This is a genomic window from Halomonas ramblicola, assembly GCF_030409215.1.
Taxonomy (GTDB): Bacteria; Pseudomonadota; Gammaproteobacteria; order Pseudomonadales; family Halomonadaceae; genus Halomonas; species Halomonas ramblicola.
This window is the reverse complement of record NZ_JAUFPL010000032.1, coordinates 295564-315461: the sequence shown is the minus strand read 5'-3', so window position 1 is coordinate 315461 and position 19898 is coordinate 295564. Positions and strand designations below refer to the sequence as shown.

Annotated in this window: 18 protein-coding genes and 1 other RNA gene; 8 read left to right on the top strand and 11 right to left on the bottom strand. The window is 71.4% G+C overall.

From position 1 onward, the window contains the following. Nucleotides 1-58: 58 nt before the first annotated feature. Nucleotides 59-586 (bottom strand): protein-export chaperone SecB, encoded by a 528-nt coding sequence (secB, locus tag QWY80_RS15505; RefSeq protein WP_290233355.1) that lies wholly within the window; start codon nucleotides 584-586, stop codon nucleotides 59-61. 31 nt (nucleotides 587-617) lie between these two features. Further along, nucleotides 618-1040: a rhodanese-like domain-containing protein gene (locus QWY80_RS15500; protein ID WP_290233352.1), complete on the bottom strand. Its 423-nt coding sequence runs from the start codon at nucleotides 1038-1040 to the stop codon at nucleotides 618-620. Nucleotides 1041-1325: 285 nt separating this feature from the next. On the opposite strand from QWY80_RS15500, the gene gpmI reads away from it, so the two are divergent. The 3 genes from gpmI to QWY80_RS15485 all read left to right on the top strand — a co-directional run bounded on the left by gpmI (nucleotide 1326) and on the right by QWY80_RS15485 (nucleotide 5464). After that, a complete protein-coding gene (gpmI, locus tag QWY80_RS15495; protein WP_290233349.1) occupies nucleotides 1326-2900 on the top strand; it encodes a 2,3-bisphosphoglycerate-independent phosphoglycerate mutase in 1575 nt (524 codons plus the stop codon). An 8-nt stretch (nucleotides 2901-2908) separates the two neighbouring features. Further along, on the top strand, nucleotides 2909-4069 hold the full coding sequence (locus QWY80_RS15490) for a murein hydrolase activator EnvC family protein (RefSeq protein WP_290233346.1): 1161 nt from the start codon (nucleotides 2909-2911) through the stop codon (nucleotides 4067-4069). Between the two features lie 84 nt (nucleotides 4070-4153). Beyond that, nucleotides 4154-5464 (top strand): S41 family peptidase, encoded by a 1311-nt coding sequence (locus QWY80_RS15485; protein ID WP_290233344.1) that lies wholly within the window; start codon nucleotides 4154-4156, stop codon nucleotides 5462-5464. Nucleotides 5465-5476: 12 nt separating this feature from the next. Here QWY80_RS15485 and QWY80_RS15480 read toward each other — a convergent pair whose 3' ends face one another. From QWY80_RS15480 to QWY80_RS15465, 4 genes are all read right to left on the bottom strand, one after another. Next, nucleotides 5477-6769 carry a UbiH/UbiF/VisC/COQ6 family ubiquinone biosynthesis hydroxylase gene (locus QWY80_RS15480; RefSeq protein ID WP_290233342.1) on the bottom strand — a complete coding sequence of 431 codons (1293 nt, stop codon included), beginning with the start codon at nucleotides 6767-6769 and terminating at the stop codon, nucleotides 5477-5479. 38 nt (nucleotides 6770-6807) lie between these two features. Then, nucleotides 6808-8049 carry a 2-octaprenyl-6-methoxyphenyl hydroxylase gene (ubiH, locus tag QWY80_RS15475; protein ID WP_290233339.1) on the bottom strand — a complete coding sequence of 414 codons (1242 nt, stop codon included), beginning with the start codon at nucleotides 8047-8049 and terminating at the stop codon, nucleotides 6808-6810. 68 nt (nucleotides 8050-8117) lie between these two features. Then, on the bottom strand, nucleotides 8118-9455 hold the full coding sequence (pepP, locus tag QWY80_RS15470) for a Xaa-Pro aminopeptidase (RefSeq protein WP_290233337.1): 1338 nt from the start codon (nucleotides 9453-9455) through the stop codon (nucleotides 8118-8120). Between the two features lie 34 nt (nucleotides 9456-9489). After that, complete coding sequence (locus QWY80_RS15465; RefSeq protein WP_290233335.1) at nucleotides 9490-10068, bottom strand: UPF0149 family protein; 579 nt, start codon at nucleotides 10066-10068, stop codon at nucleotides 9490-9492. A 176-nt stretch (nucleotides 10069-10244) separates the two neighbouring features. On the opposite strand from QWY80_RS15465, the gene QWY80_RS15460 reads away from it, so the two are divergent. The 3 genes from QWY80_RS15460 to QWY80_RS15450 all read left to right on the top strand — a co-directional run bounded on the left by QWY80_RS15460 (nucleotide 10245) and on the right by QWY80_RS15450 (nucleotide 11436). Further along, nucleotides 10245-10544: a cell division protein ZapA gene (locus tag QWY80_RS15460; protein WP_290233332.1), complete on the top strand. Its 300-nt coding sequence runs from the start codon at nucleotides 10245-10247 to the stop codon at nucleotides 10542-10544. A gap of 56 nt (nucleotides 10545-10600) precedes the next feature. Beyond that, a non-coding RNA gene (ssrS, locus tag QWY80_RS15455) (6S RNA) lies at nucleotides 10601-10784 on the top strand. Between the two features lie 7 nt (nucleotides 10785-10791). Then, on the top strand, nucleotides 10792-11436 hold the full coding sequence (locus tag QWY80_RS15450; protein ID WP_290233329.1) for a 5-formyltetrahydrofolate cyclo-ligase: 645 nt from the start codon (nucleotides 10792-10794) through the stop codon (nucleotides 11434-11436). 349 nt (nucleotides 11437-11785) lie between these two features. On the opposite strand, the gene ilvA is transcribed toward QWY80_RS15450, so the two are convergent. Further along, nucleotides 11786-13300, bottom strand: a complete 1515-nt coding sequence (gene ilvA, locus QWY80_RS15445) for a threonine ammonia-lyase, biosynthetic (protein ID WP_290233325.1) — start codon at nucleotides 13298-13300, stop codon at nucleotides 11786-11788. Nucleotides 13301-13482: 182 nt separating this feature from the next. On the opposite strand from ilvA, the gene rpiA reads away from it, so the two are divergent. After that, nucleotides 13483-14157, top strand: a complete 675-nt coding sequence (gene rpiA, locus QWY80_RS15440) for a ribose-5-phosphate isomerase RpiA (protein WP_290233322.1) — start codon at nucleotides 13483-13485, stop codon at nucleotides 14155-14157. Here the strand turns inward: rpiA and waaA are convergent. The 3 genes from waaA to QWY80_RS15425 are packed head-to-tail and all read right to left on the bottom strand — an operon-like array spanning nucleotide 14146 to nucleotide 18030. Beyond that, complete coding sequence (waaA, locus tag QWY80_RS15435; protein WP_290233318.1) at nucleotides 14146-15447, bottom strand: lipid IV(A) 3-deoxy-D-manno-octulosonic acid transferase; 1302 nt, start codon at nucleotides 15445-15447, stop codon at nucleotides 14146-14148. The genes rpiA and waaA overlap by 12 nt on opposite strands. A 59-nt stretch (nucleotides 15448-15506) precedes the next feature. Continuing rightward, the gene (gene hldE / locus QWY80_RS15430) at nucleotides 15507-16937 is read right to left on the bottom strand and encodes a bifunctional D-glycero-beta-D-manno-heptose-7-phosphate kinase/D-glycero-beta-D-manno-heptose 1-phosphate adenylyltransferase HldE (protein ID WP_290233316.1); all 1431 of its coding nucleotides are present in this window, start codon (nucleotides 16935-16937) and stop codon (nucleotides 15507-15509) included. Then, nucleotides 16927-18030 carry a glycosyltransferase family 9 protein gene (locus tag QWY80_RS15425; protein ID WP_290233314.1) on the bottom strand — a complete coding sequence of 368 codons (1104 nt, stop codon included), beginning with the start codon at nucleotides 18028-18030 and terminating at the stop codon, nucleotides 16927-16929. The genes hldE and QWY80_RS15425 overlap by 11 nt, the downstream gene beginning before the upstream one ends. Between QWY80_RS15425 and QWY80_RS15420 the strand changes: the two genes are divergently transcribed. Then, complete coding sequence (locus QWY80_RS15420) at nucleotides 18029-18766, top strand: 3-deoxy-D-manno-octulosonic acid kinase (RefSeq protein WP_290233312.1); 738 nt, start codon at nucleotides 18029-18031, stop codon at nucleotides 18764-18766. The genes QWY80_RS15425 and QWY80_RS15420 overlap by 2 nt on opposite strands. On the opposite strand, the gene QWY80_RS15415 is transcribed toward QWY80_RS15420, so the two are convergent. Continuing rightward, on the bottom strand, nucleotides 18751-19884 hold the full coding sequence (locus tag QWY80_RS15415; protein WP_290233309.1) for a glycosyltransferase family 4 protein: 1134 nt from the start codon (nucleotides 19882-19884) through the stop codon (nucleotides 18751-18753). The two genes, QWY80_RS15420 and QWY80_RS15415, sit on opposite strands and share 16 nt — an antisense overlap. Nucleotides 19885-19898: the final 14 nt, after the last annotated feature.

The window sequence follows — 19898 nt, the reverse complement described above, 5'->3', positions numbered from 1 at the left end:
GAGGGGGAGGCCGGCGGCGACGTGGATACGGGGTGCCTTCACGGCCACGGGGTCGGCCTCACTGGGTGGTCTGGGCGCCCGGCTGCTGCTGGGCCTGCTCGGCCTGGCGCTTCTTCTTCTGGGCGTAGATCGCCTCGAAGTTGACCGGCGCCAGCATCAGGGGCGGGAAGCCGCCGCGGTTGACCAGGTTGTCGATGCACTCGCGGGCGTAGGGAAAGAGCACGTTGGGGCAGAAGGCGCCCAGGGTGTGGTCGAGCTGCTCCCCCTCGATGCCGGCGATACGGAACAGCCCGGCCTGCTCGATCTCGGCCAGGAAGGAGGTGGTGCCCTCCTCGCTGTGGGTCACCTGGGCGGTGACCTTGATCACCACCTCGTAGAGGTCGTCGCCCACCTTCTCGCTGGAGGTGTCGAGGTTCAGGCCCACCTTGGGCTTGAAGGGCTGCTGGAATACCCCCGGCGAATTGGGCGCCTCGAAGGAGATGTCCTTCACGTAGATGCGCTGCAGGGCGAACTGCAGCTGCGGCTTGTCCTGCTGCCCGGCCGCCTGGTTGCCGGCGCCGGCGTTCTGGTTGTTGTCTTCCGCCATGGGAAAGATCCTTTGAAACGATGAACGATACTTACTTCTTGACGACGGGCAGGCCATCGGTCTGCCACTGCATCATGCCGCCCCTGAGCTTGAGCACCCGAGGGTAGCCGGCCTTGGCCAGTTTGGCCACGGTCGCGCCGGACGACTGGCCGTGCTTGCAGACCACGATGATCGGCTTGTCCTTGACCTTCTCGAGCTCGCCCAGGCGCTCGTCGATGCGGCTCTGGGGAATGTTGCGGGCACCGGCGATATGGCCGGCCTTGAAGTCGCCGGCCTCACGGGTATCCACCACCACCGCGTCCTCGCGGTTGATCAGCTGGGTCGCCTCGCCGGCGGTCACGCCGCTGGCGGTGCTGTTGCGCACCTCGTAGGCGATCCAGGCGGCCAGCACCAGGAGGAAGGCGCCCACCAGCAGCGGGTGGTTCTGCACGAATTCAAACAGCTGATCGGTCATGGGTGCGAATAACTCTTGTCTCGGTGCACGAAATGGGAGGCCGGCGCCGCGAGGCGCGGCCCGGAGCACGGCGCCCAGTATACACGACGTCGCACCGTCCGCGGCCGAACCATGACGCGCCAGGGCGCCTTGCGATATGATGCCGCAAGACGTTTCCCGCCGCGACCCCGGACGCCCCGTCGTCGACAACCTCGCCGACCGAGCAGGGTTCGACACGATTCAGCGATGCAGAGTGCCGCCTTCCTGCGTCATGGTCGCGCCATCAACGCCTCGAGGACACACCCCATGACCGAGACAGCCAACAAGGCCCCGCGCCCCGTCGCCCTGATCATCCTGGACGGCTACGGCCACAACCCCGATGCTGCCCACAACGCCGTCCATGCCGCCCGCACCCCGGTGATGGACCGCCTGCAGCAGGCGCATCCCACCACCCTGATCCATACCGACGGCCGCTACGTGGGCCTGCCGGACGGCCAGATGGGCAACTCCGAGGTGGGCCACATGAACCTGGGCGCCGGTCGCATCGTCTACCAGGACTTCACCCGCATCACCAAGGCGATCGAGGACGGCGAGCTGGACGCCATCGCGGCCCTGACCACCCCCATCGACGCCGCCGTGGCGGCGGGCAAGGCGGTACACCTGCTGGGCCTGCTGTCGCCAGGCGGCGTGCACAGCCACGAGGACCACCTGCTGGCCATGGCCGAGCTGGCCGTCCGCCGCGGCGCCCGCCGGATCTACCTCCACGCCTTCCTCGACGGCCGCGACATGCCGCCCAAGAGCGCCCTGGCCTCCATCGAGCGCGCCAACGCCCGCCTGGCCGAACTGGTGGGCGCCGACAACGGCTTCGTCGCCTCGATCATCGGCCGCTACTTCGCCATGGACCGCGACAACCGCTGGGATCGCGTGGAGAAGGCCTACCGCCTGATCACCGAGGGTGAGGGCGAGTTCGAGGCGGCCAGCGCCGAGGAGGGGCTCGCGCGCGCCTACGAGCGTGACGAGACCGACGAGTTCGTCGCCGCCACCAGCATCCGCCCCGCCGGCACCCCGGCGGTCACGGCGGATGGCGATGCCGCCATCTTCATGAACTTCCGTGCCGACCGCGCCCGCGAGCTGACCCGCGCCTTCGTCGAGGATGGCTTCGATGGCTTCGCACGCCGCGTGCGCCCGACCCTCGCCGCCGACGGCCTGGTGACGCTGACCCAGTACGCCGCCAACATCCCGGCCCCGGCCGCCTTCCCCCCAGTGGAGCTCTCCAACACCTTGGGCGAGGTGATGGAGAACCGCGGCCTGACCCAGCTGCGCATCGCCGAGACCGAGAAGTACCCCCACGTCACCTTCTTCTTCTCCGGCGGCCGCGAGGCCGAGTACGCCGGCGAGGAGCGGATCCTGATACCCTCGCCGCGTGACGTGAAGACCTACGACGAGAAGCCGGAGATGAGCGCCGTCGAGGTCACCGACAAGCTGGTGGCGGCCATCGATTCCGGCGAGTTCGACCTGGTCGTCTGCAACTACGCCAATGGTGACATGGTCGGCCACTCCGGCGACTTCGACGCCGCCGTCAAGGCCATCGAGGCGGTGGACGCCTGCCTCGGTCGCGTGGTGGAGGCCATCGAGCGCGCCGGGGGCGAGTGCCTGGTCACCGCCGACCACGGCAACGCCGAGCAGATGGTCAACCCCGAGACCGGCGCCCCCCAGACCGCCCACACCACCTTCGAGGTGCCGCTGGTCTACGTCGGCTCGCGGCCTGCCCGGCTCCACGACGACGGCAGCCTGTGCGACATCGCCCCGACCCTGCTGACCCTGATGAACCAGTCCATCCCCGAGGAGATGACCGGTCGCCCGCTGATCGACTTCGGCTGAGGCCGGGCATGGCGGAGCGGCGTCGCCCGGGAAGGCGCATCGCGGGGGCCGGCACCCTGCTGCTGGCCCTGTGCCTGGCCCCCCCGCTGGCCGCCCAGCCCGACGAGCGGGAGGCCCGCGAACGGCTGGACGCCATCGGCGAGGCGATCCAGGACGTCTCGGGCCGGCTGTCGGCCACCCGCGAGGCGCGGGACACGGCCGAGCGCCGCCTGGAGGAGGTCGAGACCGCCCTGGCGGCGACCCACCGCCGCCTCGACGCCCTGCAGGCCAAGCGGCGCGAGCTCGGCGACGAGATCGCCGAACTCGAGGCGCGGCGCGACGACCTGGAGGCCGAACGCGCCGACCAGGTGGCGGCCCTGGAGACCCAGCTCGATGCCCTCTATCGCCTGGGCGAGAGCCCCCAGCTCAAGCTGCTGCTCAACCAGGACGATCCGGCCCGCCTCGACCGCCTGCAGCATTACCTGAACCACCTGGCCCGGGCACGCAATGCCCGCCTCGACGAGCTGGCCCGCCTCGACGCAGCGCTGGCCGAGACCCGCGGCGAGCTGGCCCGCCGCGGCGAGCGCCTCGACGCCCTGGCCGCCGAGCTCGCCGCGCGCAGCAGCGAGCTGGCCGAGCGGATGCGCGAGCGTGGCGAACTGGTGGCCCAACTGGATGCCCGCCACGAAGACGAGGCGGCCCGGCTGGCATCCCTGGAGCAGGACCGCGAGCACGCCGAACGGGTGCTGCGCGAGGTCCAGGAGCAGCTGGCCCGCCTGCAGCGGCCGCCGCCCTCCACCGCCATCGAGCAGACCCGCGGCGAGCTGCCCTGGCCGGTGCAGGGCCGCATCGCCTCGCGCTTCCACGCCGGCGACGGCGTGCACCGCAACGGCATGCTGATCCAGGCCGCGGAGGGCACCCCGGTGAACGCCGTGCACGCCGGCCGCGTGGTGTTCGCCGACTGGATGCGCGGCTTCGGCAACCTGCTGATCGTCGACCACGGCGACCAGGTGATGACCCTGCACGCCCACCTCCAGCACTTCGCCGCCGAGGTGGGTCAGGCGGTGTCGCGGGGCGACACCCTGGGCGCGGTGGGCATGAGCGGTGGCCAGGACGGTCCGGCGCTCTACTTCGAGGTACGCCGCGGCGGGGAACCCATCGATCCCGACGCCTGGATCGCCGCCCGCTGAGCGCCGGCCGGCAGGCGCCGCTATTCCCATGCCCGCCACCGCCGGGCTATGCTGACCCATCACGTTGCGAACAGCGGAGATCGCATGACCCCACGTTCCGCCGGCCCCCGTTTCCTGCCTCGTCGCCTGCTGGCAAGGCTGTTGTCCGTCACCCTGCTCGCCCTGCCCCTGGCGGCCGTGGCGCAGACGCCCGACGACCTGCCGGCGACGCCCGACGACGACCTGCCGGTGGAGGAGATCCAGACCTTCGCCGAGGTCTTCGAGCGCATCAAGCGCGCCTACGTGGAAGAGGTCGACGACGCCACCCTGCTGCGCAACGCCATGCGCGGCATGCTCAGCGAGCTCGATCCCCACTCCGCCTACCTCGACCGCGAGGAGTTCGAGAGCCTGCGCGAGTCCACCCAGGGCGAGTTCGGCGGCATCGGCATCGAGGTGGGCCTGGAGGATGGCCAACTGACGGTGATCACCCCCATCGACGACACCCCGGCCTCCCGCGCCGGCCTGCAGGCTCGTGACCGGATCCTGCGCATCGACGACACCCCCACCGAACGCATGTCGCTGCAGGAGGCGGTCGACCTGATGCGCGGCGAGCCGGGCAGCGAGGTGGAGCTGACCATCCTGCGCCAGGGCGAGAGTTCGCCGCGCAGCCTCACCCTGACCCGCGAGAAGATCCGCACCGAGAGCGTCAAGAGCGAGCTGCTGGAGGAGGGCTACGGCTACCTGCGCGTCAGCCAGTTCCAGACCCGCACCGGCGACCAGGTCGGCGAGCAGATCCGCCGCCTGGAGCGCGACGGCCCCCTGAACGGCCTGGTGCTGGACCTGCGCAACAACCCCGGTGGGGTACTGCAGGCCGCAGTGGCGGTGGCCGACGCCTTCCTGGAGGAGGGCCTGGTGGTCTACACCGAGGGGCGCCTGCCGGACACCGAGATGCGCTTCTCCGCCGGGGCCGAGACCGCCGCCCCCGAGGTCCCCCTGGTGGTGCTGATCAACGGCGGCAGCGCCTCGGCGGCGGAGATCGTCGCCGGCGCCCTCCAGGACCAGCGCCGCGGCGTGGTGATGGGCACCGAGAGCTTCGGCAAGGGCTCGGTGCAGCAGGTCATGCCGCTGGGCAACGGCGAGGGCCTCAAGCTGACCACGGCGCTCTACTTCACCCCCGGCGGCCGCTCGATCCAGGCCCAGGGAATCGAGCCGGACGTGCGGGTGGTGCGCGGCCGGGTCGAGGTCACCGAGAACGGCCGCAACCTGCGCGAGGCGGACCTGGAGGGCCACCTGGAGTCCCGCGAGGCGCCCCGCGAGCGCACCGAGCTCAATGAACGCCTGCGCGAGGACTACCAGCTCGGCGAGGCGCTCAACCTGCTCAAGGCGCTGAACGTGATCAGTCAGCGCCAGCCCTGAGCCGCGGCCTCGCTACCGGCAGGAGGCCGGCAGCCGCCCGCGATGGCCGGTGGCCTGGCGCATCAGCAGGCGCTTGAGCGGCGCCAGGCGATCGACGCCGCCCATGCCCAGGTTGCGGGCCAGCACCGGCAGCGGGCGGCGAGTCGCGAACAGCAGCCGGAAGCCATCCATCAGCGCCAGCATCGCCGCGTTGTCGCCGCGCCGCCGCCGGGCGTAGCGGGCCAGCACCCGCTCGTCGCCCAGGGACAGGCCACGGCGGCGCGCCGCCAGCAGCTCCTCGGCGAGTACCGCCGCATCCATCAACCCCAGGTTGACCCCTTGGCCCGCCAGGGGGTGGATGCCGTGGGCGGCGTCGCCCACCAGGGCCAGGCCGGGCCGGACATAGCGGCTCGCATGGCGCTGGGCGAGGGGCACGCTCAGCACCCGGTCGACCACCGTCACCTCGCCCAGACGCCCGGCGAAGGCCGCGGCCAGCTCGTGGCCCAGCGCCTCGGCCGGCAGCGCCGCCAGGCGTTCGGCCTCCGCCGGCGAGGTGGACCAGACGATGGAGCAGTGGTGCCGCCGGCCATCGACGGCCAGCGGCAGGAAGGCCAGGGGCCCGTGGGGCAGGAAGGCCTGGCGCGCCACCTCGCCGTGATCCCGCTCGACGCGCACCGTGGTCACCAGGGCCAGATGGCCGGTGTCGTGCTCGCGGGTGGCGATGCCGGCCATCTCGCGCAACGGCGAGCGGGCGCCGTCGGCGGCCACCACCAGCGGGGCGGCCAGGCGCCGGCCATCCGCCAGACACACCCGGTACCCGTCCGGGGTCGCCTCCAGGTCGGCGACCCGCGTGCCCAGGCGCCAGGTGACACCGGGCAGGGTCGCCAGGCGGCGCTCCAGGGCCGCCAGGGTCACGTCGTTCTCGACGATATGGCCGAGTACCGGCAGCCCCGCCTGGTCGGCCGAGAAGCCCACCTCGCCGCTGCCTTCGGCGTCCCATACCGCCATGCCCCGGTAGGGACTGACCCGGCGCGCCGCCATCCACGCCCAGGCGCCCAGGTGCTCCAGCAACCGCTGGGAGACCGGCGTCAGGGCGCTGACCCGCAGCGCCGGACGGCCGCGCCCCACCGCATCCGCCTCGAGCGGCGCCGGGCGGGCGTCGACCAGGGCCACCTCCAGGCCCGCCTCGCCCAGCAGGCCGGCCAGGGCGGCGCCCACCAGCCCCGCCCCCACGATCACCGCCTGGTGGTGCTCCACCGCCTCGTCGCCCGGACCGGGCCCCGGGGCCGAATCCGTCGTGACATCCGCTGCCGGCGTCTCCGTCATGGGTTGCGCTTCCTCGCTCGTCGGCCGTTCATGTCGCCTCATCGCTCCAGCCCCATGGCCCGCCGCGCCAGGCCACGGCGCAGCGGGCCGGCCAGGTTGAGGCCCACCAGGCCCGCCGCCCGGGCGTGGGAGAGCAGGGCGCTGTCGATGCCGAACAACCGTACCAGGCCGTCGCTGAAGCGGACCACGTTGTGGCGGTCGGCGGCGCGCCGCGCCTCGAAGTCGGCCAGCACCCGGCTGCTGCCGGGCGACTCGTCCGCCCCCAGGCCCGCCTCCAGTGCCGCTACCAGGTCCATCACCCCGCGCAGCGCCAGGTTGAAGCCCTGGCCGGCCACCGGATGCAGGGCGTGGGCAGCGTTGCCCAGCACCGCCAGCCCCGGGCGCACCGTCTCCCTGGCGGTGACCAGGCTCAGCGGATAGGCGTGGCGGCTACCGACTCGCCGGAAACGCCCGGCGCGATCGCCGAAGGCGCGCTGCAGCTCGGCCAGGAAGTCGCCGTCGGGGAGCGCCAGCCGGCGCTTCTCCCGGCCGGCGGCGTGGGTCCAGATCAGCTCCATGGCCTGGCCACGCAGCGGCAGCAGGGCGATGGGCCCCTCGGCGGTGAAGCGCTCCCAGGCCACCCCGCGATGGGGTTCGCTCATTTCCACGCTGGCGATCAGCGCCACCTGGTCGTAGGGGCGGTGGTCACTGTCGATCCCCAGGCGCTCCTTGAGCCCCGAGCGACCGCCGTCGGCCAGCACGGTGAGGCGGGCCCGCAGCCGTCCGCCGTCGGAGAGGCGCAGCCGATAGCCCGTCGGCGAGGGATCGATCGCCGCGACCCGGGCGGGGCAGTGCCACCCCAGGGGCAGTTCGGCGAGGCGGCGATGCAGCACCCGCCCCATCCAGGCGTTGGGGATGACGTGCCCCAGCGCCTCGACCCCCAGCTCCTCGCCGCGCAGCCGGGTGACCCCGAAGCGCCCCCGCTCGCTGACATGGATGCAGCGGATGGGGGCGGCCTGTTCGGCCATGGCCGGCCACAGGCCCAGGTCGGCGAAATGGCGCGCCGAGCCCTGGGCGATGGCGCTGGCCCGGGCGTCGAAGCTCGGCTGCCAGGGTTCGGCCGCCCGTTCACGCACCGCGGCGGCCTCGATCACCGCCACCGACAGGCCCTCGCGCTGGATCAGCGGCGCCAGGGCAGCGCCCAGGCTGGCCCCCACCAGGCCCCCGCCGACGATGGCGATATCCACCTCATGTTCTGCCTCGGGGCCATCGGCGGCCGACGCGGCGTGTCTCTCATCCATGGGCATTCTCGCCATACAGTACCGTAACGTACATTACATAAACCCTTCAGACAGAGCGAGCCACCTGCTCACTCCTTGGCCATCAGCGCTTCGATACCGGCCACCCGCTTGGGCACGCCGGCGGTCAGCACCTCATGCCCCTCGGCGGTGACCGCCACGTCGTCCTCGATGCGAATGCCGATGCCACGGAAGGCCTCGGGAATGTCGTCGTCGGCGGGCACGTAGAGGCCGGGCTCTACGGTCAACACCATGCCCGGCACCAGGGGGCGCGGCTCCCCGTCGCGGCGGTAACCGCCCACGTCGTGGACGTCCAGCCCCAGCCAGTGGGAGGTGGAGTGCAGGTAGAAGCGCTTGTAGCTCTCGTCGTCGATGCGCGCCTGCACCTCGCCCTCGAGCAGGCCCAGGCCGATCAGTCCCTCGGTGAGGCCGCGTACCACCCCAGCGTGGATCTCGGCGAGTGTCATGCCCGGCGCCACCGCGGCCACGGCCCGCTCCTGGACGCCCAGCACCACCTCGTAGAGCGCCCGCTGGGGGTCGGTGAAACGGCCGTCGACCGGGAAGGTGCGGGTGATGTCGCCGGCGTAGAGGTCGAACTCGGCACCGGCGTCGATCAGCACCAGCTCCCCCTGCTTGAGGGGATCCCGATTCTCGATGTAGTGCAGCACACAGGCGTTGGGCCCGCCACCGACGATGCTGGCGTAGGCCGGGCCACTGCCGCCCTGCCAGCGGAACTCGTGCTCCAGCTCGGCCTGGAGGTGGTACTCGGCGAGGCCGGGGCGGGCGGCGCGCATGGCGCGCACATGGGCGCGGGCGGAGATCTCGGCGGCGTGGCGCAGCAGCGCCAGTTCGGCCTCGCTCTTGACCAGGCGTGCCTCGTGGAGCAGCGACGCCACGTCGGCGAAGGCCTCCGGCGGCCGTGCCCCGCGCCGCACCCTGGCCCCCAGGGTGGCGCGCACCGATTCGGCGAGGGTCATGGCCTCGGCGCTGTCCAGCGGCAGGTAGAGGGTCCGGCGGCCGTCGAGCAGTTCCGCGAGGCGCGCGTCGCGCTCGGCGTTCTCGAAGGCCTGGTCCACGCCATGCTCGCGCACCGCCCCCTCGGCGCCCAGCCGGATGCCGGTCCAGGCCTCCAGGGCGGGATCGCGATCCTGACAGAACAGCACCGCCTCGCCCTCGGCCCGGCCCGGCAGCAACAGCAGCAGGGCATCGGGCTCGGGAAAGCCGGTGAGATAGTGGAAGTCGCTGTCCTGGCGAAAGGGAAATTCGCTGTCGCGGGAGCGGGTCACCAGGGCGGCACCGGGCAACAGCACGGCGCCGTCGGCGGGCAGGGCCTCCATCAGCGCCCGGCGCCGGGCGCGGTACTCCGCGTTGGCGATCGGGGCCGGGCGGGGCAGGATCTCGGGCAACATGGCGTCTCCTGGGGTCTGGTGGGCGGAACGGAATTCAGTGGTGGGTCGGGTCGTCGGTGCTCTCGACCTGGGGCTTGCCGGGATGCTGCTCGGTGTAGAGCAGCATGGCGGCCATGCGCACGTGCTCGGCCAGGGCGAAGAGATCCCCTTCGTTCTCCGGGCTCTCCTCCAGATCGACTTCCATGGCGGCGATCCCCTCCAGGTCATCGAGGGCCTCGCGCAGCGCCGGGGACCACGCCTCGCGCGGGGTCTCGCCGGCGTCCCGGAGCACCTCCAGGAAACCCTGGGTCCACTCCTTGAGCCCCTGGGCCCGCTCGGCGAGCGAGAAGAGGTCGTCCGGCAGCAAGGGCTCGTAGCCGAGTTCGCTGCCGGAGAGGGCCTCCAGGGTCTGGCGGCGCCAGGCCAGGAAGCGCTCGGCCGAGGCCTCGTCGTGGGGCTGCTCGACGCCGAGCGTCAGGCACACCTGCTCGAGCCACGCCTCGGCGGAGAGGTCGTGCAGGGCCAGCCCGGCACACAGGCGGCCGTCGAGGAAGGTCGGCGACTGCATGCTGCCGTGAAGCAGGAAGAGGTCGGCGATGGTGGAGAAATCCTGGCGTTCGTTGATCAATGACATGGGGAAACCCGTGATGGACGCTGGTAGTGGGCGAGCCCCCGGGCACGGCGCGCGTTGACCGCCCGAGAAGGGCTCTCTTATAGTGGACTGGCAAACCTTTCTTGACTGAATGTTAACGCATCGGCCCCCAGGGACGCGCGGCCACGCCGTCCGGCCGGGTCGAGCCGGAGCCCCCGATGAGCGACGCCACACGGCCGACCACCGACATCACCCTGCTGGGACGCAGCTACGTCATCGCCTGCGAGCCCGACGAGCAGGACAAGCTGGAACGCGCCGCGCGCTACCTGGACCGCGCCATGAGCGGCATTCACGCCCAGAACAACCTGCTGGGCACCGAGCGCATCGCCATCATGGCGGCGCTGAACATCACCCACGAGCTGCTCGAGGCCCTGGAGGCTCGGCGCGACGGGGAGCGCAGCCTCGACGAGCTCAGCGAGCGCCTGGAACGGGCCCTGACCGACGTCCCGCATCGCTGATGCCATTCCGAGCGGAATGGCGTTGGCCCGCTCCCGCGGCTCTGTTAGGATGAAGGTGTTCCCTGGGATGTTTGCCAGTCGTTATCGTCCCTCGAGCCTATGCGCAGTACCCAGGGGGCCAAATGCTAGCCGGACCCGTGTGCATGTCCGTGCGACGGAAAGCCTGACGGTTCGGCTGCGGCCACCCACCTTGAACCACCGGTTCAAGGGCCAGAACGACAGCGGCATTCTGGGGAACCTCGTCCACATGACCCGCCTCATGCCGACATCCGCCGCCCCCCTGTCCCTCGAGGCCTGCGACGGCTCCCGACGTGAGCTGCGTCGTGCATTGCGCCGCCGCCGCCGCATCCTGACGCCCGAGCAACGGCGGGATGCCAGCCAGCGCCTGTGTCGTCGTTTGCGCCGGCTGCCCGAGCTGCAGCGCGCCCGGCGCGTGGCGCTCTACCTGCCCAATGACGGCGAGATCGATCCCACCCCGCTGATCGCCTGGCTGGAATGGCGCAACGCCCGTGTCTACCTACCGGTGCTCCGGCCGCTCACCCATAATTCCCTGTGGTTCGTCCACTACCATCGCGGCACGCCCATGGTGACCAACCGCTTCGGCATCCCCGAACCCACGACCCGTCACGGGGCGCATCGCGCCCGCCGACGCCCGGCCTGGGCCCTGGACCTGATCCTGCTGCCGCTGGTGGGCTTCGATGATGCCGGCCAGCGGCTGGGCATGGGCGGCGGCTTCTACGACCGCACCCTGGCCTTCACCCGTCGCCCCGGGCCCAGGCCACGCCTGATCGGCCTGGCCCACGACTGCCAGCGGGTCGAACGGTTACCCGCCGCCCCTTGGGACGTGCCACTGGACGCCATCGTCAGCGACGCCCGGGTGGTGCGGCCCTGAGTGAAGCGGTGCCCCCGCGACCGGACGACAACGAAAGGGGCCGATGCCTGCAGGCATCGGCCCCTTTCGCTGATCATTTCCGAGCCCTGGCAGCGTCGACGCCATCTCGACTCAGCTGCCCACCAGCGCCTGGGCATAGCCGGTCGCCACGACGCCGATACCGAACAGCAGCACCAGGGCCATGACCAGATCGGGCTTGCGCTTCATCGTCGTCGACTCCATGCGAGGTTGGAAGGCTACGGCGGTGACTATAGGGCCAAGGCCGGTGGTATGACAACTGCCATGCTTCAACGCTTACACAATGAAACACACGGCTGGCCAGGCCTTCACGGCGAGTCAGCGCTTACCCTCAGGCCATGAAGAGGCGATAGGCGGCGTTGTCCGATTCCTTCCAGTAGCGGTAGCCGATGGCATCGAAGTACTGCTCCACGTGGGAACGGTCGCCGTTGGGCACCTGCATGCCCACCAGCACCCGGCCATAGGCGGCGCCATGGTTGCGGTAGTGGAAGAGCGAGATGTTCCAGTCCGCGGGCAGGTGGGTGAGGAAGTTCATCAGCGCCCCCGGGCGCTCCGGGAACTCGAAGCGATAGACCTCCTCGGCGAACTGCTCCTTGGGTCGGCCACCGCCCAGATGGCGGATGTGCAGCTTGGCCAGCTCGTTGTCGGTGAGGTCCTCCACCGGATAGCCGGCATCGCGCAGCTTGTCGAGCACTACCTGGCGATCCTCGCCACCCGGCTTGACTTGGACGCCGACGAAGATATGCGCCTGCTCCGGGTCGGCGTAGCGGTAGTTGAACTCGGTGACCATGCGCTTGCCGATGGTCTTGCAGAACTTCTTGAAGCTGCCGGGGCGCTCGGGGATGGTCACCGCCAGGATCGCCTCGCGCTGTTCGCCGAGTTCGGTGCGTTCGGCGATGTGCTGCAGGCGGTCGAAGTTGGTATTGGCCCCGGAGTTGATGCACAGCAGGGTCTGGCCCTCGGCACCAGTCTGCTGGACGTACTTCTTGAGCCCCGCCAGGGAGAGGGCGCCGGAGGTCTCGGAGACCGCCCGGGTATCCTCGAAGATGTCCTTGACTGCGGCGCACATCTCGTCGGCGTTGACGGTGATGACGTCGTCCACCAGATCGCGCAGGATGGAGAAGGGCACCTTGCCGATCTGGGCCACGGCGACCCCCTCGGCGAAGACGCCGACCTGATCCAGGGTGACCCGCCGGCCGGCCCCCAGGGCCGCCTTGAGGCAGGCGCTGTCCTCCGACTCGACGCCGATCACCTTGATCTCGGGACGCAGGTACTTGACGTAGGCCGCCACCCCGGCGATCAGGCCGCCGCCGCCCACCGGCACGAAGATGGCGTCCAGGCGCCCGGCATGCTGGTGCAGGATCTCCATGGCCACGGTGCCCTGGCCGGCGATGACGTCGATGTCGTCGAAGGGCGGGATATAGGTGTAGCCGTGCTCCTTGATCAGCGCCTGGGCATGCTCCGCGGCGGCGGCGAAGGCGTCGCCCTTGAGCACCACCTTGGCACCCCGGGCGCGCACCGCGGCGACCTTGATCTCCGGGGTGATGCGCGGCATCACGATCACCGCCTTGACGCCCATCTGCCTGGCCGCCATGGCCAGTCCCTGGGCGTGGTTGCCCGCGGAGGCGGCGATCACCCCCTTGGCCTTCTGGGCATCGCTGAGCTGGGCCATCTTGTTGTAGGCACCGCGGATCTTGAAGGAGTGGACCGGCTGCAGGTCCTCGCGCTTGATCAGGATGGTGTTGCGGAAGCGGCGGGAGAGGAGGGGGGCCGGGGAGATCGGCGTTTCCCGGGCGGCTTCGTAGACCCGGGCCTGGAGAATCTTCTTGACGGTGGCTTCTAGCATTCCGGTATCCCAGAAGGGTGGCGCGAGAGGATGCAGCGCGCGTGCTGCGGTGCAGGGAACCCCTATTGGTAGCATTCCCGCGGCCCCGGCGTCCAGCGTACGGCATCGGCAGGCGGGGCCCGGCTGGCCTATAATGGCGCCCGATTTCCCGCTCCATTCATCCCGTCACCGGAGAGCGACCCATGACCCAGGACGAACTGAAGGATGCCGTGGCCGCGGCCGCCATCGACGAGGTCCGCCCCCATCTCCACCGCGACACCGTGCTCGGCATCGGCACCGGCTCCACGGCCAACCGCTTCATTGACCGCCTGGCCGCGCTGCGCCACGACTTCGCCGGCGCCGTGGCCAGCTCCGAGGCCAGCGCCGAGCGGCTGCGCGGCCACGGCATCGAGGTCTTCGAGCTCAATTCCGTGGGCACCGTGCCCGTCTACGTCGACGGTGCCGACGAAGTGAACGCTCACTTGTATATGATCAAGGGCGGCGGTGCGGCGCTGACCCGAGAGAAGATCGTCGCCGCCTGCGCCGAGCGCTTCGTGTGCATCGCCGACGCCTCCAAGAAGGTGGAATGCCTGGGCGGCTTCCCGCTGCCGGTGGAGGTGATCCCCATGGCGCGCTCCTACGTGGCCCGGGAGCTGGTCAGGCTGGGCGCCGACCCGGTCTATCGCCAGGGCGTGACCACCGACAACGGCAACCAGATCCTCGACTGCTTCGACTTCATGATCGACGACCCGCAGGCCATGGAGGCGCGCCTCAACGCCATCGTCGGGGTGGTGACCAACGGCCTGTTCGCCGCCCGCGGCGCCGATGTCCTGCTGCTCGGCACCGAGCGCGGCGTGGAGCGCCTGCTACCGGCCTGACGCCGATAGTGAGCACTCACTCGGCAGGAGGTAATCCAGCCCGGCCAGGGTGCGCGCCAGGGCGCCCCGCCGGGTCGCCACCAGCGCCCGGCCCGCCTCGCCCAGGCGGCGCCGCTCCGCGGGGTCGTCGAACAGCCGTCCCAGGGCCGCGGCCAGGGCCGCCTCGTCGGCCACCTCCACCAAGGCATCGGCCTCGCGTAGCGCCTCGGCCACGTCCTCGAAGTTGGCCAGCGCGGGGCCGCTGAGCACCGGCACCCCCAGGGCGGCCGGTTCCAGCAGGTTGTGCCCGCCCACCGGCACCAGGCTGCCGCCCACGAAGGCGAGATCCGCCGCGCCATAGAGGGCCAGCAGCTCGCCCATGGTGTCGCCGAGGTAGACGGCCGCCTCGTCCCCCGGCCACTCGTTCCGGGAGCGTCGCGCCGCCGCCAGCCCCGCCTCCGCACAGAGTTCGGCGACGGCATCGAAGCGCTGGGGATGGCGCGGCACCAGCACCAGCAGTGCCTCGGGATGGCGCTCGCGCAGCCGGGCATGGGCGGCCAGCAGGCGTGCCTCCTCGCCCTCATGGGTGGAGCCCGCCACCCAGACGGAGCGCCGCCCCAGGTGGGTGCGCAAGCGCTCACTCACCCCCGAGGCCTCGTCATCCGGGGCGATATCGAACTTCAGCGAGCCCACCACCGTGGTGCGCGCCGGTGCCATGCCGAGCGCCCGGAAGCGCTCGGCATCGGCCGGCGACTTGGCGGCCAGCCAGTCGACCTCGGCCAGGGCCTCGCGCATCAGCGGCCGCAGCCGCCGGTAGCCGCGGAAGGCGCGTGGCGAGAGGCGACCGTTGATCACCGCCACCGGCACGCCGCCGGCGGCACAGGCGTGGAGCAGGTTGGGCCACAGCTCGGTCTCGAAGAACAGCGCCAGCTCGGGCCGCAGCCGCACCACGAAGCGCCGCGCCGCGGCGGGAAAATCGAGCGGCACGAAGCGATGCGCCAGGCGTTCGTCGCGGCGCCCCTCGGCCAGGGCCCGGACGCGTTCCGCCCCGGTGGCGGTCATGGTGGTGACGGTGAGCCGGTGGGCGGGATGGCGCTCAAGCAGGGCGGCGATCAAGGGACGGGCCGCCTGCACCTCACCCACCGAGGCGCAGTGCAGCCAGAGCATCCGCTCGCCGGCCGGCGTGGCGGGGATGCGTCCCAGGCGCAGCGGCCGGGGGTCGGTGAGCCCATGCTCACGACGCAGCCGGCGCCATGCCAGGGGCGCCAGCAGCTGCAACGCCGCCGAATAGAGGCCGCGGGCCCAGCCCATCAGCCCGCCCCTCCCGAGGGCGGGTCGACACGCTGCATCACAAGCGGGCGCGGCAAGGCTCAGGCCTCGCGATCGAGGATGGTGGAGATCATCGCCGTGGTGGAGACGCCGTCCTCGAAGCCGAGCACCCGCACCTCGCCGCCTGCCTCGCGCACTGCCTCGCCGCCGGCGATCTGTTCGGGACGGTAGTCGCCGCCCTTGACCAGGACGTCGGGCAGCACCGCCTCGATCAACCGCTGGGGGGTGTCCTCGGCGAAGGGCACCACCCAGTCCACGGCCCCCAGGCCGGCCAGCACCTGCATGCGCCGCATCAGGGGGTTGATCGGACGCTTGGGGCCCTTGAGGCGGGCGATGGAGGCGTCGTCGTTGACCGCCACGATCAGCCGATCGCCCAACTGGTGGGCGTGCTCCAGATAGGCCACATGGCCGGCGTGGAGGATGTCGAAGCAGCCGTTGGTCATCACCACGCGCTCGCCGCGGGCCTGGGCGGCACGCACCGCCTCGATCAGCGGCGCCTCCTTGATCACCCCGAACTCGGCCAGCTTGTCGCCGTGCAGGGCGGTGTAGAGTTCGGCGATGGAGAGCGTCGCGGTGCCCGGCTTGGCCACCACCAGGCCGGCGGCCAGGTTGGCCAGGGTCATCGCCTCGGCGAAGCCGTGGCCGGCGGCCAGCGCCAGGCCCAGCACGCCGATCACGGTGTCGCCGGCGCCGGTGACGTCGAAGACCTCCCGGGCCCGGGTCGGCAGGTGCAGCGGCTCGTGCCCCTCGCGGATCAGGGTCATGCCCTTCTCGCTGCGGGTGATCAGCAGCGCCTCCAGCTCCAGCTCGACGCGCAGCGCCTCGCCCCGGGTGGCCAGTTCGACGTCGTCGCGGCAGTGCCCCATCACCGCCTCGAACTCGGTCAGGTTGGGGGTGATGACGCTGGCTCCGCGATACTTGCGGAAGTCGCCGCCCTTGGGGTCGACCAGGACCCGCTTGCCGGCGCCACGCACCAGGCGGATCAGTTCGGGCACACGGTTCAGGGTGCCCTTGCCATAGTCGGAGAGGATCACCAGGTCGCAGTCGGGCAGGGCCGATTCGACCCTCGCCAGCAGGCCGCTGGTGTCCAGTTCGCCGAGCCCCTCCTCGAAGTCCAGGCGAATCAGCTGCTGGTTGCGACTCATCACCCTGAGCTTGGTGATGGTGGGCAGGCCGGGGTTTCGCTGGAAGTGAGTGCTCACTCCGGCGTCTTCCAGGCGGGTCACCAGGCGGTCGGCGTTGGCGTCGTCACCCACCACGCCGGCCAGGGCGGCCTGGGCCCCCAGGGAGGCGATGTTGAGCGCCACGTTGGCGGCGCCACCGGGGCGATCCTCGCTCTCCTCGACACGCACCACCGGCACCGGCGCCTCGGGGGAGATCCGCGAGGTGCCGCCGTGCCAGTAGCGGTCGAGCATGACGTCGCCCACCACCAGCAGGCGCGAGCGTTCCAGGGCGGTCAGGTCAAGTTTCATCGTCGGGAAGCTCCCTTTCCGGAATGGGGCCGGTGGCGTGGGCCAGCACCGCCTCGAGGCGTTCGATCACGTCCTCGGCGCGGATCAGCGACATGGCATCGGGGTGGCGCACCCGCTGCCCCCAGGGGATCTCGTCGGGCGCCTGGTGCAGGAAGGTGCGCACCGCGTCCGGGTAGCGGTCGACCACGAAGTCCCGCCACAGGTAGGGGGCGGCGCGATCCGGGTTGGTGGTGGCATAGAGGCCCACCACGGGGACGCCCAGGGCGTTGGCCATGTGCACCGGACCGGAGTCGGGGGCGATCACCCCCTGGGCCCCCGCGATCAACGCCAGCAGCCCCTTCAGGGAGGTATCGCCGATGGCGTCGACCACCGCCGCGGGCTCGCACAGGCGACGGATGCGTTCGCCCATCTCGCGCTCCTGGGTGCTGCCGCCGCCGGTGAGCACCGTCTTCAGGCCGCGCTGCCGCCAGGCGTGCTCGATCACCGCCGCATAGCCCTCGGCGGACCAGTTGCGGAAGTTGCGCAGCCGCGGGTTCGAACAGGGGCTCACCAGCAGATAGGGGGACTCGCCGACAAGGCCATGCGCCTCTTCCCGGGCCGCAACGGGTACCGGCAGGTCCCACTCGAGGGAGAGATCCGCCACCCCCAGCAGGCGGGCGAAGTCGAGGAAGGACTCCAGCACGTGGGCATGTGGATGGGGCGCCAGCCGGCGATGGGTGAACCAGTGCTGGGCGTCCTTGGCACGGGCCTTGTCGTAGCCCACCCGCACATCGGCCTTGAGGCCCAGGGAGAGCACGCTGGCGCGCAGCGCCTGTTGCATGTGCAACAGGACGTCGAAGCGGGTGTCGGCCAGCTCGCGCCACAGGGCCCGCATGCCGGCCAGGCCCGAGGCCTTGTCGTAGACCACGAACTCGACCCCGGAGAGGCCTGCCAGTAGACTGTGCTCGCCCCTGCCGATGATCCAGGTGATGCGCGCCTCGGGCCACTGGCGCTGCAGGGCGCGGACGGTCGGCACCAGGTTACACACATCGCCCAGGGCGGAGAGTCGCAGCACGCCGATATGGCGCGGTTGGGCGGGCAGAGGATGCTTCATGCGCTTGGCAACGTTTCGAGCGGGAAAGGCCCATATTCTATATGATGCGGACAGTTTATGTGACGCCGATGCGGCGCCACAAATCGGCCCGCACAGCTTCGATCCAGCCCACTGGCAGCGGGCCGCTCGCGTGACCGGCGAGGCACCGGGACGCGGCGCCAGCCTCTTCCTCGATGCCGGCGACGCGGAGTGGGTGCTGCGCCCCTACCGCCGCGGCGGCCTGATCGCCCGGTTCTGTGAGCGCCGCTACCTGTGGACCGGCCTGGAGCGCACCCGCGCCTTCCGCGAACTGCGCCTCACCGCCGAACTGCATGCCCGCGGCCTGCCGGTACCCCGCCCGGTGGCCGCCGCCGTGACGCGCCACGGTCTCACCTACGAGGCCGCCCTGATCACCGTGCGCCTCCCCGCTACCCGCGCCCTGGCCGGCCTGCTGGAGGGCGGCGGGGCCGACGACGGCCTGCTGGAGGGCGGCGGGGCCGACGACGGCCTGCTGGAGCGCGTCGGCCACACCCTGCGCCGCTTCCACGACGCCGGCCTCGACCACGTCGACCTCAATGCTCGCAACCTGCTGGTGGACGCCGAGGGGCGGGTCTGGCTGATCGACCTGGATCGTTGTCGACTGCGCCGTGACGGGGCCTGGAAGCGCGCCAACCTCGAGCGCCTGGCCCGCTCGCTGGCGAAGTTCGCGGCGCCCGAGGCCATGGACCCCATCCGCCGCGGCTACGGCGCCGCCTGACCGGCGTACTCCGCGACCAGCGCCGCGACGTGCGCGTCCAGGGTGAAACGCTCCACGACACGCGCCCGTGCCGCTTTCCCCAGCCTCTCGCGCAGGCCGGCATCCTCCACCAGCTCGGCCAGGCGCTCGGCCCAGTCTTCCGGGTCCTCCGCCGCCGGCAGTCGGCCGGTATCGGCATCGAGCAGCTCGGGGAGCGCCCCGCTGGCGCTGCCCACTACCGCCTTGCCGGCGGCCATGGCCTCGATCACCGTCAGGCCGAAGGCCTCGTTGCGCGAGGGCACGCAGACCACGTCCAGGGCTTCGAAGAGCCGCGGCAGGTCGCGGCGGAAGCCGGCGAAGGTGATCCGGGAATCGAGCCCATGCTCGGCGACGCGGTCGCGCAGCTCGGCCACGAAGGCCGGGGCGCTGCCCTCCTCGGCCGTCAGGCCGCCGATCAGCACCCCGTGCCAGGCGAGGCGCGGATAGCGCCGCGCCAGCCCGGCCAGGGCTTCCACCCACACCGCCTGCCCCTTGCCGGGCGTCAGGCGCCCCGGCAGGCCGATGGCCACGGCAGCGTCGGGGATACCCAGCTCGTGGCGCAGCCCGGCGACCGCCTCCGGCGCCAGCCGCGGCGCATAGGGCGCCGGGTCGATGCCCAGGTAGAGCCGCCGGATGCGCTCGGCGGGCAGCGGGAAGGCCGCCAGGTTGCGCGCCCGGGTCGCCTCGCTGATGGAGAACAGCCGGGTCACCCGGCCATAGGCCCAGCGATGGTAGGGATCCTTCTTGGGCCGGGTCACGCCCATATGGTCGGTGAAGAACAGCTTGAGCGACGGCCTCAGGGTGGCCAGCAGCGCCCCCAGCCGCAGGTCGCTGGACTTGTGGCAGTGGAGGACCTCGATACCCTGGGCCTTCAGGTAGGCCAACAGGCGGCGTGCGGCCAGGGGCGCCCGGCCCTTCGAGGACAGGGTGAGCGGCTCGACCCCGGCCTCCCGGAAGCTCTGTGCCACCCGCGACCCGGCCAGCGCCAGGCCATGGACATCCCACCCCTGGCGGGCGAGCTCGGGTATAATCCGTGACGGATACATTTCCAGTCCGCCCCAGCCGGTCGAGAGGCAGATGTGCAGGACCTTGCGCGTCAAGGCTGACTCCTTCG

Excerpts from the sequence above, each read along its gene's own strand:
- QWY80_RS15420 (WP_290233312.1), top strand. The coding sequence starts at position 18,029 with ATGCGCTTGGCAACGTTTCGAGCGGGAAAGGCCCATATTCTATATGAT.
- QWY80_RS15500 (WP_290233352.1), bottom strand. The coding sequence starts at position 1,040 with ATGACCGATCAGCTGTTTGAATTCGTGCAGAACCACCCGCTGCTGGTG.
- ubiH (WP_290233339.1), bottom strand. The coding sequence starts at position 8,049 with ATGGATGAGAGACACGCCGCGTCGGCCGCCGATGGCCCCGAGGCAGAA.
- gpmI (WP_290233349.1), top strand. The coding sequence starts at position 1,326 with ATGACCGAGACAGCCAACAAGGCCCCGCGCCCCGTCGCCCTGATCATC.
- pepP (WP_290233337.1), bottom strand. The coding sequence starts at position 9,455 with ATGTTGCCCGAGATCCTGCCCCGCCCGGCCCCGATCGCCAACGCGGAG.
- QWY80_RS15480 (WP_290233342.1), bottom strand. The coding sequence starts at position 6,769 with ATGACGGAGACGCCGGCAGCGGATGTCACGACGGATTCGGCCCCGGGG.
- hldE (WP_290233316.1), bottom strand. The coding sequence starts at position 16,937 with ATGAAACTTGACCTGACCGCCCTGGAACGCTCGCGCCTGCTGGTGGTG.
- QWY80_RS15465 (WP_290233335.1), bottom strand. The coding sequence starts at position 10,068 with ATGTCATTGATCAACGAACGCCAGGATTTCTCCACCATCGCCGACCTC.
- QWY80_RS15485 (WP_290233344.1), top strand. The coding sequence starts at position 4,154 with ATGACCCCACGTTCCGCCGGCCCCCGTTTCCTGCCTCGTCGCCTGCTG.
- QWY80_RS15460 (WP_290233332.1), top strand. The coding sequence starts at position 10,245 with ATGAGCGACGCCACACGGCCGACCACCGACATCACCCTGCTGGGACGC.
- QWY80_RS15425 (WP_290233314.1), bottom strand. The coding sequence starts at position 18,030 with ATGAAGCATCCTCTGCCCGCCCAACCGCGCCATATCGGCGTGCTGCGA.
- QWY80_RS15450 (WP_290233329.1), top strand. The coding sequence starts at position 10,792 with ATGACCCGCCTCATGCCGACATCCGCCGCCCCCCTGTCCCTCGAGGCC.
- QWY80_RS15490 (WP_290233346.1), top strand. The coding sequence starts at position 2,909 with ATGGCGGAGCGGCGTCGCCCGGGAAGGCGCATCGCGGGGGCCGGCACC.
- secB (WP_290233355.1), bottom strand. The coding sequence starts at position 586 with ATGGCGGAAGACAACAACCAGAACGCCGGCGCCGGCAACCAGGCGGCC.
- rpiA (WP_290233322.1), top strand. The coding sequence starts at position 13,483 with ATGACCCAGGACGAACTGAAGGATGCCGTGGCCGCGGCCGCCATCGAC.
- ilvA (WP_290233325.1), bottom strand. The coding sequence starts at position 13,300 with ATGCTAGAAGCCACCGTCAAGAAGATTCTCCAGGCCCGGGTCTACGAA.
- waaA (WP_290233318.1), bottom strand. The coding sequence starts at position 15,447 with ATGGGCTGGGCCCGCGGCCTCTATTCGGCGGCGTTGCAGCTGCTGGCG.